The sequence below is a fragment of the Streptomyces himalayensis subsp. himalayensis genome, from assembly GCF_013778455.1.
GTDB classification, from domain to species: Bacteria; Actinomycetota; Actinomycetes; order Streptomycetales; family Streptomycetaceae; genus Streptomyces; species Streptomyces himalayensis.
In genome coordinates this window covers 357029-373466 of the sequence record NZ_JACEHE010000005.1, presented here as the reverse complement: position 1 = coordinate 373466, position 16438 = coordinate 357029, and the positions used below count along the sequence as shown (strand labels likewise).

General features: G+C 71.0%; 15 protein-coding genes. 10 read left to right on the top strand and 5 right to left on the bottom strand.

Annotation, left to right across the window (positions count from 1 at the left end):
- The first annotated feature begins 117 nt into the window (after nt 1-117).
- Together chpH and H1D24_RS43545 are read left to right on the top strand one after the other, a co-directional pair.
- The gene (gene chpH / locus H1D24_RS11705; RefSeq protein ID WP_181657366.1) at nt 118-351 is read left to right on the top strand and encodes a chaplin ChpH; all 234 of its coding nucleotides are present in this window, start codon (nt 118-120) and stop codon (nt 349-351) included.
- A gap of 135 nt (nt 352-486) precedes the next feature.
- The gene (locus tag H1D24_RS43545) at nt 487-1185 is read left to right on the top strand and encodes a chaplin (protein WP_181657365.1); all 699 of its coding nucleotides are present in this window, start codon (nt 487-489) and stop codon (nt 1183-1185) included.
- 143 nt (nt 1186-1328) lie between these two features.
- Here the strand turns inward: H1D24_RS43545 and H1D24_RS11695 are convergent, their stop codons facing one another.
- A complete protein-coding gene (locus H1D24_RS11695) occupies nt 1329-1517 on the bottom strand; it encodes a DUF5703 family protein (protein ID WP_067272272.1) in 189 nt (62 codons plus the stop codon).
- Between the two features lie 47 nt (nt 1518-1564).
- Between H1D24_RS11695 and H1D24_RS11690 the strand changes: the two genes are divergently transcribed.
- On the top strand, nt 1565-2248 hold the full coding sequence (locus H1D24_RS11690) for a hypothetical protein (protein ID WP_181657364.1): 684 nt from the start codon (nt 1565-1567) through the stop codon (nt 2246-2248).
- A 106-nt stretch (nt 2249-2354) separates the two neighbouring features.
- Here H1D24_RS11690 and H1D24_RS11685 read toward each other — a convergent pair whose 3' ends face one another.
- Both H1D24_RS11685 and H1D24_RS11680 read right to left on the bottom strand, forming a co-directional pair.
- Nucleotides 2355-5021, bottom strand: coding sequence for a helix-hairpin-helix domain-containing protein (locus tag H1D24_RS11685; protein ID WP_181657415.1), 2667 nt, complete (start codon nt 5019-5021; stop codon nt 2355-2357).
- Nucleotides 5022-5047: 26 nt separating this feature from the next.
- Nucleotides 5048-6031 (bottom strand): aldo/keto reductase, encoded by a 984-nt coding sequence (locus tag H1D24_RS11680; protein WP_181657363.1) that lies wholly within the window; start codon nt 6029-6031, stop codon nt 5048-5050.
- Between the two features lie 261 nt (nt 6032-6292).
- Between H1D24_RS11680 and H1D24_RS11675 the strand changes: the two genes are divergently transcribed.
- Together H1D24_RS11675 and H1D24_RS11670 are read left to right on the top strand one after the other, a co-directional pair.
- A complete protein-coding gene (locus H1D24_RS11675; protein ID WP_181657362.1) occupies nt 6293-7357 on the top strand; it encodes an LLM class F420-dependent oxidoreductase in 1065 nt (354 codons plus the stop codon).
- A 266-nt stretch (nt 7358-7623) separates the two neighbouring features.
- Nucleotides 7624-8412 (top strand): ferritin-like domain-containing protein, encoded by a 789-nt coding sequence (locus H1D24_RS11670; RefSeq protein ID WP_181657361.1) that lies wholly within the window; start codon nt 7624-7626, stop codon nt 8410-8412.
- Nucleotides 8413-8697: 285 nt separating this feature from the next.
- Here the strand turns inward: H1D24_RS11670 and corA are convergent, their stop codons facing one another.
- Nucleotides 8698-9696, bottom strand: coding sequence for a magnesium/cobalt transporter CorA (gene corA / locus H1D24_RS11665; RefSeq protein ID WP_181657360.1), 999 nt, complete (start codon nt 9694-9696; stop codon nt 8698-8700).
- A gap of 137 nt (nt 9697-9833) precedes the next feature.
- Between corA and H1D24_RS11660 the strand changes: the two genes are divergently transcribed.
- The 4 genes from H1D24_RS11660 to mshC all read left to right on the top strand — a co-directional run bounded on the left by H1D24_RS11660 (nt 9834) and on the right by mshC (nt 13580).
- Nucleotides 9834-10523, top strand: a complete 690-nt coding sequence (locus tag H1D24_RS11660) for a histidine phosphatase family protein (RefSeq protein ID WP_181657359.1) — start codon at nt 9834-9836, stop codon at nt 10521-10523.
- Nucleotides 10524-10728: 205 nt separating this feature from the next.
- Complete coding sequence (locus H1D24_RS11655) at nt 10729-11319, top strand: DUF3090 domain-containing protein (protein WP_181657358.1); 591 nt, start codon at nt 10729-10731, stop codon at nt 11317-11319.
- On the top strand, nt 11283-12107 hold the full coding sequence (locus H1D24_RS11650; protein WP_181657357.1) for an SCO1664 family protein: 825 nt from the start codon (nt 11283-11285) through the stop codon (nt 12105-12107). The genes H1D24_RS11655 and H1D24_RS11650 overlap by 37 nt, the downstream gene beginning before the upstream one ends.
- Nucleotides 12108-12350: 243 nt before the next feature.
- On the top strand, nt 12351-13580 hold the full coding sequence (mshC, locus tag H1D24_RS11645; RefSeq protein ID WP_181657356.1) for a cysteine--1-D-myo-inosityl 2-amino-2-deoxy-alpha-D-glucopyranoside ligase: 1230 nt from the start codon (nt 12351-12353) through the stop codon (nt 13578-13580).
- Nucleotides 13581-14126: 546 nt separating this feature from the next.
- Here mshC and H1D24_RS11640 read toward each other — a convergent pair.
- Entirely contained in the window at nt 14127-15146 is a 1020-nt protein-coding gene (locus H1D24_RS11640; RefSeq protein ID WP_181657355.1) for a PAC2 family protein, read from the bottom strand.
- Between the two features lie 242 nt (nt 15147-15388).
- Here H1D24_RS11640 and H1D24_RS11635 point away from each other — a divergent pair, with 242 nt between their 5' ends.
- Nucleotides 15389-16438, top strand: coding sequence for a sugar ABC transporter substrate-binding protein (locus tag H1D24_RS11635; RefSeq protein ID WP_181657354.1), 1050 nt, complete (start codon nt 15389-15391; stop codon nt 16436-16438).

Below are 16438 nucleotides of genomic sequence, written 5' to 3'. Positions count from 1 at the left end.
CGTGCGCAGTTATCAGAAAGAGTGAATGGAACGATAAGGACGTAGCCCGATTACCGGCTCCTCGTTACTGATGATGCGGTCCGAGACCGGGGCCGCATTTGCCAATGAGGAGGAAGAATGATCAAGAAGGTCGTCGCTGCCGCGGCTGCCACGGGTGGTCTCGTACTCGCGGGTGCGGGTGTTGCCGCTGCCGACGCCGGTGCTCAGGGTGCCGCTGTGAACTCGCCCGGCGTGCTCTCGGGCAACGTCATTCAGGCCCCGATCCATGTGCCGGTGAATGTCTGTGGCAACACCGTCTCCGTGATCGGGCTGCTGAACCCCGCCTTCGGCAACACCTGCATCAACGACTGACGTTGTGCACCACCCCATGAGGGTCTGAGTCCTAGGCTCCGGAGTTCGCGGGACGAGCTCCGGGGCCGACGGATCTTCCGCGCACGTGCAAGCGGGCCCGTGCGCATTCCGGAAGGTACAAGGCAGGGAAAACCTATGCGACAGGTCACGCGCAAACGCCTCACTCTGGCAGCCGCGACCGGCGTAATCGCCATGACCGGCGGCTACGCACACGCCGACTCGGGAGCGAACGGGACCGCTTCCGACTCGCCCGGCGTGCTCTCGGGCAACAGTGTCCAGGTCCCCGTGGACGTCCCGGTGAACGTGTGCGGGAACACGGTGAACGTCGTCGGGGTCCTCAACCCCGCGGCGGACAACGACTGCGGCAACGTCTCCGAAGACAACGGCGACAACGGCAACGACCAGGCGTCCGGCGGCGGCTCTGAGGCGGGCGGTCACGCGAGCGACTCGCCCGGCATCGGCTCCGGCAACAACATCCAGGTGCCGGTCGACGTGCCGGTCAACGTCTGCGGCAACAACGTCACCGTCGGCGGCCTCGGCAACGCGGCGGCGGACAACGAGTGCGGCAACTCCTCGGACGGCAACGAGGCGGCACCGCCGGGGGGCAACACGCCCTCCGACCCGGCGCACCCGGACGAGCCGCAGGCGCCGGTCGGGGACCCGGGCGCCTCCGACCCGAACCAGCCGGAGACGCATACCGTGACGGCGCCCCAGGGCGCCGAGCAGCTCGCTGCGACCGGCAGTTCACTGCCGGTGGGCATGGTCCTTCCGGTGGGCGCGGGTGCGCTGCTCGCGGGTGCCGTGCTCTACCGCAAGGCCCGGTCGGCCGCGTAACTGCGGGTAGCGCAGGCGTAACCGAGAGCGCGCACGTATCTGCGCAGCACGCCGAAGACCACCAAGTGACGCATGTCACCGAGGTGGTGCACGGAACGGAGTGGGCCCGCAGCCGCGGGGCCGCTCCGTTCCGCCGTCTCAGGTCACCACGTGGCACGTACCTGGCGGATGATCCGTCGGCGCAGCCGCACCCTGCGGCTCCCGTCCGGGTGGAGCCTGAGACGGTCCAGCTCCCAGTGTCCGTACTCGGCATGGTCAGTCAGCAGACGTGTGGTCTCCTTACGGGACACCCCGCGCGGTACGTACACGTCGACAAATTCGTATTCCGGCATCGCATCTATTGTGCGGGCAGAGGCTCCGTACGGATAGCGTCTGCAGTATGTCTGATGCTGCGCAGCCCACCGCTGCCGAGGTACGCGCCGCCGCAGAGGCGGTCAAGGCTGCGCTCGACCGCCACCTGGCAGCGGTCGAGCGCAGGTCGGGAGAGGACGACCCGGCCGTCTACGAAGCGTTCAACGAGCTGGCCGCGGCGGCCGAGGAGTACGACGAGCTCCTCTACGACCGCTACGACGAGGTCACCCCCTTCGAGATCCCCGGCACGGAGGACACGCTGCCGCCGTACACGGGTCCCGAGGAACCGAACGCGCTCAGCGTGCTGATCCGCCGCGACTATGCCGTGGTGGAGCCGCAGCGACTGATGGCCCAGGCCCAGCGGGTCGCGGCCGTGGAAGAGGAATCCGCAGGGGGCGCGGCGAACGGCTCCGCCCACGGTGCGCTGGGCATCCTGTTCGGTGAGTTCGAACCGGATGAGATCGCATCGCGGCACAAGGAGTTCGGCCTCGAGGAGGGCGACTCCACGCTGTGGGTGACCGTCGCCGACGAGCCACCGGAGCCCGGGGAGTGGCTGGACGCCCCCTTCGAACAGGTCGACCCCCAGCGGGTCGCGTGCCGCTTCGACGTCAGCTCCGTCTTCGACGACGAGCCGGAGGACGACGAGGACGACGATCTGGAGCCGCTGGGCCCCGACGACGACCTTGAGGAGGATCTGCGGGCCGAGCCCTGATCCTTGGCGTGGGCCCGGGAGACCCGGCCCACTCCAGGGTTTGCCTACAAGGGTTGCTTATGGGCATGGGAGGTACCCCATCGCCTTGGGTACCTCCCATGCCTGGCTAACCTCCGGCGGGAACCTGCATCCGCATCAGTGTCTGCAGCCGCGTCGTCCGTGGCTTCGCCGGGATCTCCGCCACCGCCCGCGGCAGAGCCTGGTCCGCCCCCTGCACCACGGACAGATGCCGGTCGGCGCGGCCGAAGGCTGTGTATACCCAGGCGCGGGTCAGGGCCTGGGCCGCATCGCCGGGAAGGACGACGACCGCGGCGGGCCACCGCTGTCCCACCGCCTGGTGCGCGGTCAGCGCCCACCCGTGCCGCACGAGGCGCTCCACCTGCTCCTTCGGTACGACCACGGGCGTGCCCTCGCAGTCCAGGTGCAGCCCGTCCGCGTCGGCCATCACCACGCGCCCCGGCACCGTACGGCCGAGGGCCGGCGAGTATGCGACCCGGTCGCCGGGGTCGAAGCCGCCGAACCGGCCGGGGCCGGGGTTCAGCCGCTCCTTCAGCGCCGTGTTCAACGCGCGCGTACCTGCCGCGCCGCCATGCCCCGGCGTGATCACCTGGGTGTGTTCGGAAGGCACCCCGATCGCCCTGGGCACGGAGTCGGCGACCAGCTGCACCGTGCGGTGCACCGCCTCGCCGGGGTCCCGCACCGGCACGATCACGACTTCCTTGCCGGGGGCCGCGACCTCGTTGAGCTCGCCGATGCCGATTCCGGAGACCAGCTCGCCGATGGGCCCCGGGTCGGGCGTACGGGAGGCGATCTGCGGGCAGACGCGGGCGGCCAGCAGATCCCCGAAGACGCGGCCCGCGCCGGCCGACCACAGGACGGACGGGTCACCGCTCAGCACCAGCCGCTCTCCGTCCGGCAGGGACTCGACGACCATCGCCGCGGTCTCGACGTCCAGCTGGGGTGCGTCCAGCACGACCAGCAGATCGACCGCCAACGCTCCGTCGGCGTCCCGGCCAGGCCCTTCCGCACCGGAGAGGAGCCCGGCCACAGTGGCGACGGCGTCGGTCGGCTCGCCCTGTTCCGCTGCTACGCCCGCAGTCTCCGCGCCGGCCGCCGCCGAGCCCTCCGCAGCGGCGAGGAGAGCGGCGAAACGGCGCCGCCCGTCAGGACTGTGGGTGGCAGCACACACACGCAGGCCCATGGCCCGCGCGGCGGCGACCAGCGCGGCCGGTTCTGCCCGCGCCGCCTCACCTCCGGTGTGCAGCACGAGACCGTGCCCGGCCACCGCTCGAATCAGCTCCGCGGCGGAGCGGGACGCTGCACCGGCGGCACGCTCCCAGGCGGCGACGTCCGTCTCATCGGCCTTCACCAGGGAATTGATCACCCGTGCCAGACCGTCGGCCAGGCTCTCCTCGGCCAGTGCACAGCGCTCGAGGCCGATGAGGACCCGGACCGGCCGCTCGCCTTCGGCATCTTCCTGGACCTCGCCCTCGCCGGAGGGCGGGAGCGCGGCGGTGGACGGGGATGCGTCGAGTGCGTCCTGAAAGACGAGCACGTCGCCGTCCGCGATGGCGTTCTGCACGGCGGCGTCCGGATCGGGCACCGAGCGTTGCGCGAGCGCGGCGCGGAGTTCGTCGGCGTCGAGGGCCGTGTGCCCGGCCAGGGCCGCCTGCTCCAGCAGCCATACGGTGATCGCGCGGCCCCTGCGCTCGTCGTCCGGGCCGCATTCGGCACCGAGCAGGGCCCGGGCGAACCCGTCGGCCTGCTCGGGCCGCACACCGGCGATCCGGAGCAACTGCCAAGGGTCGTCGCGCAGTTGAGCGGCCGCACCGTCGCCCAGAGCGGCGGTGGCCGGTACGGCGAGTGCGGCAGGGGCGCCGCCCGCGGTCAGTACCTCCCGTGCCGCCTCGACGGTCTCCGGCGAGTGCGCCGCACCCGACGCGGGTGCCGCAGCAGGCGTGGGCGTGGGTCTGCGCACCGGTTCCTTGACCGGCTTGCGCGGCGCCGGTTCCGGCTCGTCGAAGACATGGGCGACGGGACGCTCGCCGCTCTCCACCGCCCGCACCGCGGCCAGCAGATCAGCTGCCTTCCCGGTGAGCTTCGCCCCAGCCGTGACCGGCCCCTGCTTCTCGGCCTTCCGCTTCTCGATCCGCTCCCGAAGGGCCCGCTGCGCCGCCAACTCGGCCTCGGCATCGGACATCTCACCGCCGACGCCCGCGCCCTCATCTCCACCACGACCCGCGCCACCCTCAGCGTCCACGGCCGCATCGCCATCCGCGCCCGCGCCGCCCGCAGTCTCCCTGGCCGGGGTGTGCTTCTCGGTCTCGTCGCCGCCGGCTCCCGATCCGCTGCGGTCTGCAGCCGGGGTTCGGTCGTGCTCCCCGGCCCCCGTAGCGCCGTCTTCCGCGGCCCCGGATTCGGCGGCACTCTCGGCCTCGCCGTCGCCCGGGACTGCGGGCTGTGCCGGCGCAGCAGTGTCCGCGCCGGGCCGAGCTGCGCGCTCCTCCGAGGGCTCAGCCTCGCCATCGCTGTGGCCACCGCCCCTGGCCCCCGCCGCGCCTTCTGGCGGCCCTCCGGCCCCCGGGTCCCCAGGCCCCCCGACACGGGCAGCCGCGCCTGCCCCGGCGGAGGCGGCGCCGGAGTCGGCGGCCGTGCCGGGCCCGTCGGTCCGGGCGCCGACGCCGACGGCCCCCGCACCTCCGGCGCCCGGGCCCCCCGCAACACCCTCGGGTTTCCCCGGGACGCCCGCGGAACTCCCCGGCTCGGTTCCCATCGCGGCAGCGGACTCCCGCTCCGTACTCACAGCGTGCTCCAGTCCTGGTCGGGATAGCGGTGCACCGGCGCCGACACGTCGTCGAGCGCCTCGCAGATCTCGTCAGGAAGACTAAGCGTCTCCACTGACAATGCCGCCGTGAGCTGCTGTGCGGTGCGGGCGCCGACGATCGGTGCGACGACTCCGGGGCGGTCCCGTACCCAGGCGAGGGCCACCTGCAGGGGCGTCGAGGCGAGCCCGTCGGCCGCCGTCGCCACCGCGTCGACGATGCGGCTCGCGGCGTCGTCCAGGTAAGGCGCGACAAACGGGGCGAGGTGGTCGGAGGCGCCGCGGGAGTCGGCCGGTGTCGCGTGCCGGTACTTGCCGGTGAGCACGCCACGGCCCAGCGGCGAGGACGGCAGCAACCCCACGCCGAGGTCCAGCGCTGCGGGCAGCACCTCCCGCTCGACGCCGCGCTGCAGCAGCGAGTACTCCATCTGCGTACTGGCCAGCCGCGTCCGCACACCGGGCGCCGCGAGCTGCCACGTCGCCGCCTTGGCGAGCTGCCAGCCGCAGAAGTTGGACACCCCGGCATAGCGCGCGCGACCGCTGCTTACGGCGATGTCCAAGGCCTGCAGCGTCTCGTCGAGAGGCGTCTCCGGGTCGAACGCGTGCACCTGCCACAGGTCGACGTAGTCGGTCCCCAGGCGGCCGAGCGAGGCGTCGAGGGCCGCCAGCAGATGGCCGCGCGAACCGTCGAAGCGCCGGTCCGGATCCGGCACGCTGCCCGCCTTGGTCGCGATCACCAGATCGCGCCGCGGAACCAGCCCTTCCATGAGCTGTCCGAGCAGATACTCCGCCTCACCGTCGCCGTACACATCGGCGGTGTCGACGAGCGTGCCGCCCACCTCCCAGAAGACCTTCAACAGGTCCGCGGCGTCGCGCTCGTCGGTGTCCCGCCCCCAGGTCAGGGTGCCGAGTCCGATGCGGGACACACGCAGGCCGGTACGGCCGAGATGCCTCTGCTCCATGGGCGCTGAGATTACTGGCCGGACGTCTACGTGTGTGGCCCTGTGGACAACCACCTGTGGACAACGCCGTCCGTGGACAACGCCGTGTGGACCCCGCCGTGCGGACCCCGCCGTTTGGACATCGGATCGTGGACATCCTGCGCACGGGTTGCTCCCGCCCGTCTTGCTCCGTCTTGCTCCACCCGTCGCTGACGCAGGCCGCACCAGCGCGCTAGGGTCTCGGGCACAAGAGACGTTACTGATGGGTAAGGGGATTCGGCCATGAAGCTCGGTATCAACCTCGGCTACTGGGGCGCCGGGATGGACGCGGACAATCTGGCCGTCGCCCAGGAGGCCGACCGGCTGGGCTACGCGGTCTGCTGGGCGGCCGAGGCCTACGGCTCCGACGCCGCCACCGTGCTGACCTGGGTCGCCGCCCACACCGACCGCATCGACGTCGGATCCGCGATCTTCCAGATCCCGGCCCGCCAGCCCGCGATGACCGCGATGACCGCGGCGACCCTGGACTCGCTCTCCGGCGGCCGCTTCCGGCTGGGCCTCGGCGTCTCGGGTCCCCAGGTCTCCGAGGGCTGGTACGGCGTGAAGTTCGACAAGCCGCTGGCACGCACGCGTGAGTACGTGGAGATCGTGCGCAAGGCCATGACGCGCGAGCGCCTGTCGTACGAGGGCGAGCACTGGACGCTGCCGCTGCCGGGCGGCCCGGGCAAGCCGATCAAGCTCACCGTGCATCCGCAGCGCGAGCACATCCCGCTGTACATCGCGGCGATCGGCCCGAAGAACCTGGAGCAGACCGGCGAGATCGCCGACGGCGCGCTGCTGATCTTCCCGTCGGCCGAGCACCTGGAGGAGACGGCACTGCGGCATCTGCGGGCGGGCCGCGAGAAGGCGGGTCTGACGATGGAGGGCTTCGACGTCGCCCCGACCCTGCCGATCGCCGTGAGCCCGGACGGCTCGGACAAGGACGTGTCCGCGCTGGCCGACCTGTTCCGCCCGTACACCGCGCTCTACGTGGGCGGCATGGGCAGCCGCAAGCAGAACTTCTACAACCAGCTCGCGCAGCGCATGGGGTACGAGAAGGAGGCCGCCGAGATCCAGGACAAGTACCTGTCCGGCGACAAGGAGGGCGCGGCCGCCGCTGTCCCGCAGCAGCTGATCGACCAGACCACTCTGCTCGGCTCGGTGGACCGCATCGCCGAGCGGATGCGTGCCTACGCCGCGGCCGGGGTCACCACCCTCACGCTGGCCCCCGCGGGCTTCACGCTGGACGAGCGGATCGCGTCCCTGCGGGCCGGCGTCGACGCCCTGGAGCGCGCCGGACTGGCGTAACAGTAGAGGCCGCAAGCGCGGGAGAAGGTTTCTGCGGCCGTGGTGGGGGCTCGGGGGTCTTCCCCGCCACGGCCGTCGCCCGGAACAACGCGTCAAGGCCCCCTCGGTTACGCGGTCTTCCGACCCTACGCGGCCCTTCTCCGTCTACGCGGCCCTTCCGACGCAGGCGTCCTCCGTTTGGCGGAGTTGTCCGACACACCTGTTGCCCCTCGCGTGCCACCGCATTTGACTCGTTCTTTGCGGACCCCTGCACGGAGGTGGCAGTGATGCTTTCAGCGAAGAGCCTTTTCCAGGAGATCCTCGACAACGACGAGTCCTTCCGGCTGTTCTGTTCCATCGCCGCCAGCGGAGAGGCCCAGGGCGGCTGGGAGAACGGCCGTATCGCCGCGCTCGTGCCCGAGAGCGAGCGGGGGCTGGCGCCCAAGGTCGCGCGCCACGGCGCGGACGAGGACAAGCACGGGCGGATCTTCAACGCCCTGCTGAAGAAGCGCGGTCTGGAACCGGTCGAGGTCCCGCAGGAGACGGACTACACGATGCTCCTCGAGAAGCACGGCATCGGGCTCGCACACGAACAGCTCAAGCGCGACGAGCCCCTCACCGTCCAGGACATCGTCACGTATCTCGCCCACAGCCGGGTCACCGAACAGCGCGCCTCCGAGCAGATGGAACTGCTGCGCAAGCACTTCGCCGACCACCCCGACATCGGCCGCGCGGTCAAGATGATCTCGAGCGACGAGGACAACCACCTCGCGTACTGCCACGAGGAGCTGCTCCGCTTCGCGCGCGCCGGGCACGGCCGCACCATCCAGCGGATCCTGCGCGAGAGTGCCCTCGCCGAGATCCGCATCTACCGCGACGTGAGCCTCGCCGTGATGGACCACATGGGCCGCATCCTGGGCTGGCCCCGGGCCAAGGCGGCCCTGCTCGCCGCGGGCATCCACGCCGTGTACGTGTACGAGCGGCTCGGCGGCTGGCGTCGGATGGTGTCCCTGAAGATGCCCGAGCGGCGCGACGCCCTGGGCGGGCCCGCGACGTCGGCACCGGAATTCGCGTAGGGCACGCGCGCGTGCGGGCTCGTTTCCGAGTGCTGTGCGTCCGCACGCGCGCGTGGAGCGCGGTCGGCGTGGTCTGTGGTGGGCGCGGTCTGTGACTAGTGCCCCGGCAGGCAACGTTTGCCCGTCAAGGAGCGGCGTCCGGTGCGTGCTCTGGGGGTCCCCCCGGCCGGAGGCTGGGGGAGTGCCGGCCGGAAGTCCTCGTACTGGACGTACTTGGGCTTTCGGCCGGTGCGGCGAGAGTGCGTGCCGGGCGTCGCGACGGGGCGAACGTTGCCTGTCGGGGCACTAGAGCCAGCCGCGGCTCTTGAACAGCCTGTACAGGCCGATCTCCAGCGCGGCCATCAGCAGGATCACCGCCGGGTACCCCCATGTCCACGTCAGCTCGGGCATGTGCTCGAAGTTCATGCCGTAGATCCCCGCGATCATCGTGGGGACCGCGGCCATGGCCGCCCACGACGAGATCTTCCGCATGTCGTCGTTCTGCCGGACGCTCATCTGCGCCAGATGCGCCGAGAGGACGTCAGAGACCAGCCGGTCGAGGCCCTCCACGGACTCGTTCACGCGTGTCAGATGGTCGCTGACATCACGGAAGAACGGCTGAGCGGCGTCGCTGGCGAACGGCACGGCCGCCGAGTAGGGGCCCGTACCCGCCAGCCGGGCCAGCGGCAGGGCCAGCGGACCGGTGGCCCGGCGGAACTCAAGTACCTGCCGCTTGAACGTGTAGATCCGGGGCGCGGTGTGCCGCGACTCGCCGCGCTCCGGCGAGAACACCTCCGCCTCGAGCTCCTCGAGATCGGTCTGGAGCTCCGTCGCGACCTCCAGATAGCGGTCCACGATCGCGTCGGCGACTGCGTACATCACGGACGTCGGGCCCTGTTTGAGCAGGTCCGGCTCTGCCTCCAGCCGCTGTCGTACCGCCCTCAGAGGCGCCCCTTCGCCGTGCCGGACGCTCACCACGAACGAGTCGCCGAGGAACAGCATCACCTCGCCCGAGGACACGGTGTCACTCTGCGGCTCGTACACCACCGGCTTGAGGACGAGGAACAGCGAGTCGTCGTACACCTCGAGCTTCGGGCGCTGATGCGCCTTCAGGGCGTCCTCGACCGCCAGCGGGTGCAGGCCGAACTCCTTCGTGACGTGGTCGAATTCGCGTTCAGTGGGCTCGTGTAGTCCGATCCAGACGAACGCGTCCCCGGTGGCCCGCGCCTCGTCCAGCGCGTCGGAGAAGTCCGCGGGCCCCTCTGTCCGGCGCCCGTCGCGGTAGATGGCGCAGTCCACGATCACGCAGCGTCTCCTTCCCGGAGGCAGCCGAAGGCACACCCCTCTGAGGGAACTGAAGAGCGCGCACCCCGAGGCAGCCGAAGGGCACACACCTGGAGGCAGCCGAAGGTGCACCCTCTCGCTCGGCCTAGGCTTGCGGCATGCCCACGCTGATCCTCGTCCGGCACGGACGCTCCACCGCCAACACCGAAGGACTGCTCGCCGGGTGGACTCCCGGAGTCGCCCTCGACGAGCGGGGCGCGGCCCAGGCGGCCGCCCTGCCCGCCCGGCTGGCCGGTCTGCCGCTCGCCACGGCCGTCACGAGTCCCCTGCAGCGCTGCCGGGAAACGCTGGAGCCACTGCTCGCAGCCCGCCCCGAGCTGTCTCTCCACACCGACGAGCGCATCGGTGAGTGCCGCTACGGAGACTGGTCCGGCCGCAAGCTCGCCGAACTCAAGGACGAGCCGCTGATGGAGGTGGTCCAGCAGCACCCGACGGCGGCCGCCTTCCCCGGCGGCGAGTCCATGCGCGAGATGGCCACCCGGGCCGCCGAGGCCGTACGCGAGTGGAACGCGCGCGTGGAGCGCGAGCACGGAGCCGACGCGGTGTACGTCATGTGCTCGCACGGCGACATCATCAAGTCGCTCGTCGCGGACGCACTCGGCCTTCACCTGGATCTCTTCCAGCGCATCAGCGTGGAACCCTGTTCCGTCACCGCGATCCGCTACACACGGTTGCGCCCCTTTCTCCTCCGCCTCGGCGACACCGGGGACTTCGCCTCGCTGGCTCCGCGCACGGAGCCGGAGAACGGAGGCGATGCCCCGGTGGGAGGCGGTGCGGGAGCACCGTGATCGTCAACCGCAGTAGGGTGAAGCGGTCGAAGTAGCGCAGCAGTCCCCACACCAGCGTTCCCTACCTGTTCAGCACGGTCGCCAGCCATCGCAAATACTGGTCGCACATCCCGCACCAGCAGCATCAACCGCAGCCGATCCGGTCAGCGGCAACCGCAGCCGACCGGATCGCAGCAACCGAAGTCGATCCCAATGGAGACAGGACGTGTCCCGTCAGGTGTTCCTCTACAACCCGCCGGACCGCTTCGTGGCCGGTACGGTCGGGCTGCCCGGGCGCCGCACCTTCTTCCTCCAGGCCTCCTCCGGAACCCGAGTGACCAGCGTCGCTCTGGAGAAGACCCAGGTGGCCGCGCTCGCCGAGCGCATGGACGAGCTTCTCGACGAGGTCGTACGGCGCAGCGGGGGAAGCGCGGCCGTTCCGGCCGTCGCCCCCACGGAGGTCTCGGACACCGCGCCCCTCGAAACCCCCATCGAGGAGGAGTTCCGGGTCGGCACCATGGCGCTGGCCTGGGACGGTGAAGAGCAGCGCATGATCGTCGAAGCCCAGGCACTCGTCGAACTGGACGCCGACTCCGAAGAGGACCTCGCGGCCGCAGAGGAGCGGCTGCTGCAGGACGAGGAGAACGGCCCGCCGATGCTCCGCGTCCTCCTCACCGGCGCCCAGGCCAGGGCCTTCGCCAAACGGGCCCTGGACGTCGTCAACGCGGGCCGCCCGCCGTGCCCGCTGTGCAGCCTCCCGCTCGACCCGGAAGGACATGTATGTCCGCGCCAGAACGGATACCGCCGCGGAGCGTGACCGCGACCGAGCTGCTCGCCAAGGGCGAGCTGACGGTGCGCGGCCGCATCCGCGACGCCTCCAACGCGGCGCTCTTCTGCGCGGTTTCGTACGAGGGCCAGGAGGCCACCTGCATCTACAAGCCCGTCGCCGGGGAGCGGCCCCTGTGGGACTTCCCGGACGGCACCCTTGCGCAGCGCGAGGTCGCCGCGTACGAGGTGTCCGAGGCCACCGGATGGGGGCTCGTACCGCCCACCGTGCTGCGGGACGGGCCGTACGGCGAGGGCATGTGCCAGCTGTGGATCGAGGCATCCGTCGAGGACGGCGCGGAGCTTCTGGCCCTCGTGGAAGGGGATGAGCCGGAGGGCGGATGGAAGGCCATCGGTTTCGCGGAGGTGGGCGGCGGGCGCACGGCGCTTCTCGTGCACGCCGACGACGAGCGGCTGCGGCGGCTCGCGGTGCTCGACGCGGTGATCAACAACGCCGACCGCAAGGGGAGTCATCTCCTGCCGACCGCCGATGGGCGTCTGTACGGGATCGACCACGGGGTCACGTTTCATGCCGAGGACAAGCTGCGGACGCTGTTGTGGGGGTGGGCGGGGGAGGCGCTGACCGTCGAGGCGGTGGCGGTGCTCGGGTCCCTGCGGGATGCGCTCGACGACGGTTCGGGGCTCGCCGTGCGGCTTCGTGAGCTGATCACCTCGGATGAGGTCGAGGCGCTGCGCGCGCGTGTCGAGGCGTTGCTGGTGTCCGGGCGGCATCCGGAGCCGTCGGGGGAGTGGCCGGCCATTCCTTGGCCGCCGGTTTAGGGGCGCTCGCATTCTTGTCTTCGGGTGCGGGTGGTGCGTGGTTGCGTTCATGCGGGAGCGCTCTATGCCGCTGAGCACAGGCTGGTGGGGCACAGTTCCGCTGTGCCACGCTTCGAGAACGACTGCCGCAGGCGCGTGGGGAAGGCCCTGATCATAGGCGGCGCCGTTGTGCAAGAGGGCCTTTCCGGTCGTCAGGGGCGGTCCGGTTCGTAGGCGGAACATCCGTCCGGTTAGGCTCAGGGCATGCATGCCTGGCCCGCTTCTGAGGTCCCCGCCCTGCCTGGCAAGGGCCGCGACCTTCGGATCCACGACACCGCGACCGGCGGCCTCGTCACCCTCGACCCCGGTCCCGTCGCCCGTATCTACGTCTGCGGCATCACCCCGTACGACGCGACCCACATCGGTCACGCCGCGACCTACAACGCGTTCGACCTCGTGCAGCGCGTGTGGCTCGACACGAAGCGGCAGGTGCACTACGTCCAGAACGTGACCGACGTCGACGACCCGCTGCTCGAACGCGCCGAGCGCGACGGTGTCGACTGGACAGGGCTCGCCGAGCGCGAGACCGCCCTCTTCCGCGAGGACATGACCGCGCTGCGGATGCTCCCGCCGCAGCACTACATCGGCGCGGTCGAGGCCATCCCGGGCATCGTCCCGCTCGTCGAGCGGCTGCGGGACGCCGGCGCCGCGTACGAGCTCGAGGGGGACGTCTACTTCTCCGTCGAGGCCGACCCGCACTTCGGCGAGGTCTCGCGCCTCGACGCCGCCGCCATGCGGCTGCTGTCCGCCGAGCGTGGCGGCGACCCGGACCGTCCGGGCAAGAAGAACCCGCTCGACCCGATGCTCTGGATGGCCGCCCGCGAGGGCGAGCCGAGCTGGGACGGCGGTTCGCTCGGCCGCGGCCGGCCCGGCTGGCACATCGAGTGCGTGGCCATCGCCCTGGACCACCTCGGGATGGGCTTCGACGTGCAGGGCGGCGGCTCCGACCTCGCCTTCCCGCACCACGAGATGGGCGCGTCGCACGCGCAGGCGCTGACCGGCGAGTACCCCTTCGCCAAGGCGTACGTCCACGCGGGCATGGTGGCGCTGGACGGCCAGAAGATGTCGAAGTCCAAGGGCAACCTCGTCTTCGTGTCGAAGCTGCGGCGCGACGGGGTCGACCCCGCCGCCATACGGCTCGCCCTGCTCGCCCACCACTACCGGGCCGACTGGGAGTGGACCGACGACGTCCTCGAGGAGGCCGTCGCGCGGCTCGGGCGGTGGAGGTCCGCCGTCTCACGCCCCGACGGCCCGCCCGCCGAGGCCCTGGTCGAGGAGATCCGCGACGCCCTCGCGAACGATCTGGACGCCCCGGCCGCGCTCGCCGCGGTCGACCGCTGGGCGGCGCTCCAGCATGAGCAGGGCGGTACGGATGAGGGGGCGCCCGGCGTGGTGTCGCGCGCCGTCGACGGGCTGCTCGGCGTCGCGCTCTAGGAACACGGGCCGCGGGCGCGCTCCAGGTGCACGGCCTGTGGGCGCGCCCGGCGTCGTGTCGAACGCCGTCGACGGCGGCGTCGCGCTCTAGGAACACGGGCCGCGGGCGCGCTCCAGGTGCACGGCCTGTGGGCGCGCCCGGCGTCGTGTCGAACGCCGTCGACGCGCTGCTCGGCGTCGTGCTCCGAGTACACGGCCGCGGGCACACTCAGGTACACGGGCGGCAGGCGCCCTCCGGGCAAGCGGGCTGCGGGCGTGCTCCAGGCACACGGGCGGCAGGCGCCCCCGGGGCAAGCAGGCTGCGGGCGCGCTCCAGGCACACGGGCCGCGAGGCGCGCTCCAGGCATTCGAGCCGTCGGCGCGTCGCGAGCCGAGGGCTGGGCCCGGGGCAGCACCTGACGGCCGCCGAGGCCCCGGGGCGAGGACACGCCCGTCCGCACCGCGGACGGCCTGCCCGTCCTCGGCCCGGCGGACGTCAGCGAGACCCGACGAACAAAGGGGCGGTGCGCCTGTGGCGCACCGCCCCTCTCGCTCTTCCGGTCCGGCTCACTCCTCCGGCGAGTCCTCGGAGCCTCCGCTCGCTGCCCCGCCGCCCTCGTCGTCGCTCCCCGGCCGCTGCGGCTTCGGCGGCCGGGTGCGGTCGGCCGGGCCCTCGCGCAGATACGGGGCACCGTCGCCGCCCTCCGTGGCATGACCGCCGGCCTGGCCCGCGGCCGGGCCGACACCGCCGTCCCGCCTGCGCAGATAGCGCTCGAACTCACGGGCGATCGCCTCGCCCGACGCCTCCGGGAGCTCGGCGGTGTCCCGCGCCTCCTCCAGCGTCTGCACGTACTCGGCGACCTCGCTGTCCTCGGCCGCCAGCTGGTCCACGCCCAGCTGCCATGCACGCGCGTCATCGGGCAGCTCTTCCAGCGGGATACGCAGGTCGATCAGGTCCTCAAGCCGGTTCAGCAGGGCGAGAGTGGCCTTGGGGTTCGGTGGCTGCGACACGTAGTGCGGGACGGCCGCCCACAGCGACACCGCCGGCACACCCGCGTGCGTGCACGCCTCCTGAAGGATGCCGACGATGCCCGTCGGACCCTCGTACTTGGTCTCCTCCAGGTCCATCCTGCGGGCAAGGTCCGGGTCGGACGTGGTGCCGCTGATCGGGACGGGACGCGTGTGCGGTGTGTCGCCGAGCAGTGCGCCCAGGATGACCACGAGTTCCACGCCGAGTTCGTGCGCGAACCCCAGCAGCTCGTTGCAGAACGACCGCCAGCGCATGGACGGCTCGATGCCGCGGACCAGCACCAGGTCACGCGGCTTGTCGCCGCCGATGCGGATCACCGAGAGCCGGGTCGTCGGCCATGTGATCTTGCGGACGCCGCCGTCCAGCCACACCGTGGGGCGGTTCACCTGGAAGTCGTAGTAGTCCTCCGCGTCGAGCGCCGCGAAGACCTCGCCCTTCCATACCTTGTCGAGATGCGCGACCGCGGTGGAGGCGGCGTCGCCGGCGTCGTTCCAGCCCTCGAACGCGGCCACCATGACCGGGTCGACCAGCTCGGGAACCCCCTCGAGCTCGATCACCCAGCGCCTCCTTCCGACGTGCCCTCGCTTACGGACCAACCTTACGGCGTCCGCGGGGGCCCTCCGCAGCCCCTTGCACAGGGGAGTGAACCGATCACTGCCCCGGCGACGACCTGCGAACACCCGGCAGTCATCCGAGCTGTATCCCGTCAACTTCGTCCAGTGGCCTAGACGTTGCCCATGCTCCGCGCTATACATCGGATGATCCTCAGAGGTCCGATGTTCAGCGATGGGGGCAACGCATGGACCAGAGCGTCACCGGCAGACTCCGTACGACGATCGCCGCGGCCTGTGTCGCGCTGCTCGCCACGACCGCCCTCGCCGCCTGCAACCGGGAATCGGACGGCGGATCCGGTAGCGGCAAGGTGGGCATCGACGTTCCGCGCAACGACAGCGACTTCTGGAACTCCTACCAGGACTACCTGGAGAAGGACATCAAGGCCGAGAGCGTCGACGCGCTGCCGCTTACGAACTCGCAGAACGACATCGGACGGCTCGCGGCCAACGTGCAGACTTTCACGGACCAGGGTGCCAAAGCCGTGATCATGGCTCCGCAGGACACCGGTGCCGTCGCCGAGACGCTCAACACCCTGGAGGAGAAGAAGATCCCGGTCGTCAGCGTCGACACCCGCCCGGACAAGGGCTCGGTCTACATGGTCGTACGCGCCGACAACCGCGCGTACGGCGAAAAGGCCTGCGAATACCTCGGCGAGCAGCTGAAGGGCAAGGGGAAGGTCGCGGAGTTCCAGGGCGACCTGGCGTCCATCAACGGCCGTGACCGCTCCGAGGCGTTCAAGTCGTGCATGGACGAGAACTATCCCGGCATCAAGGTCTTCGAGCTGGCGACCGAGTGGAAGGGCGAGGTCGCGTCGGCGAAGCTCCAGTCCACACTGGCCGCGCATCCTGACCTCAACGGCATCTACATGCAGGCCGGCGGCGTCTTCCTGGAGCCGACCCTCGCACTGCTCGAGCAGAAGAAGCTGCTCAAACCAGCCGGCACCGAGGGCCACATCACGATCATCTCCAACGACGGCATCCCGCAGGAACTCGACGCCATCCGCGACGGCAAGATCGACGCGACCGTCTCCCAGCCCGCGGATCTCTACGCCAAGTACGCCCTGTACTGGGCACAGCAGGCCCTGGACGGCAAGAAGGCCAAGACGGGCCCGACCGATCACGACTCGACCGTCGTCAAGATCCCGAACGGCTACGAGGACCAGCTGCCCGCGCCCCTCGTCACCAAGGACAACGTCGACGATCCCGAACTGTGGGCCAACCAGCTGGAGAAGTAG

What these genes read in the sequence shown, in the direction of transcription:
- H1D24_RS11635 (WP_181657354.1), top strand. Translation starts at nt 15,389, where the DNA reads ATGGACCAGAGCGTCACCGGCAGACTCCGTACGACGATCGCCGCGGCC.
- H1D24_RS11650 (WP_181657357.1), top strand. Translation starts at nt 11,283, where the DNA reads ATGTCCGCGCCAGAACGGATACCGCCGCGGAGCGTGACCGCGACCGAG.
- mshC (WP_181657356.1), top strand. Translation starts at nt 12,351, where the DNA reads ATGCATGCCTGGCCCGCTTCTGAGGTCCCCGCCCTGCCTGGCAAGGGC.
- chpH (WP_181657366.1), top strand. Translation starts at nt 118, where the DNA reads ATGATCAAGAAGGTCGTCGCTGCCGCGGCTGCCACGGGTGGTCTCGTA.
- H1D24_RS11675 (WP_181657362.1), top strand. Translation starts at nt 6,293, where the DNA reads ATGAAGCTCGGTATCAACCTCGGCTACTGGGGCGCCGGGATGGACGCG.
- H1D24_RS11690 (WP_181657364.1), top strand. Translation starts at nt 1,565, where the DNA reads ATGTCTGATGCTGCGCAGCCCACCGCTGCCGAGGTACGCGCCGCCGCA.
- H1D24_RS11695 (WP_067272272.1), bottom strand. Translation starts at nt 1,517, where the DNA reads ATGCCGGAATACGAATTTGTCGACGTGTACGTACCGCGCGGGGTGTCC.
- H1D24_RS11680 (WP_181657363.1), bottom strand. Translation starts at nt 6,031, where the DNA reads ATGGAGCAGAGGCATCTCGGCCGTACCGGCCTGCGTGTGTCCCGCATC.
- H1D24_RS11670 (WP_181657361.1), top strand. Translation starts at nt 7,624, where the DNA reads ATGCTTTCAGCGAAGAGCCTTTTCCAGGAGATCCTCGACAACGACGAG.
- H1D24_RS11660 (WP_181657359.1), top strand. Translation starts at nt 9,834, where the DNA reads ATGCCCACGCTGATCCTCGTCCGGCACGGACGCTCCACCGCCAACACC.
- H1D24_RS11685 (WP_181657415.1), bottom strand. Translation starts at nt 5,021, where the DNA reads ATGGGAACCGAGCCGGGGAGTTCCGCGGGCGTCCCGGGGAAACCCGAG.
- H1D24_RS43545 (WP_181657365.1), top strand. Translation starts at nt 487, where the DNA reads ATGCGACAGGTCACGCGCAAACGCCTCACTCTGGCAGCCGCGACCGGC.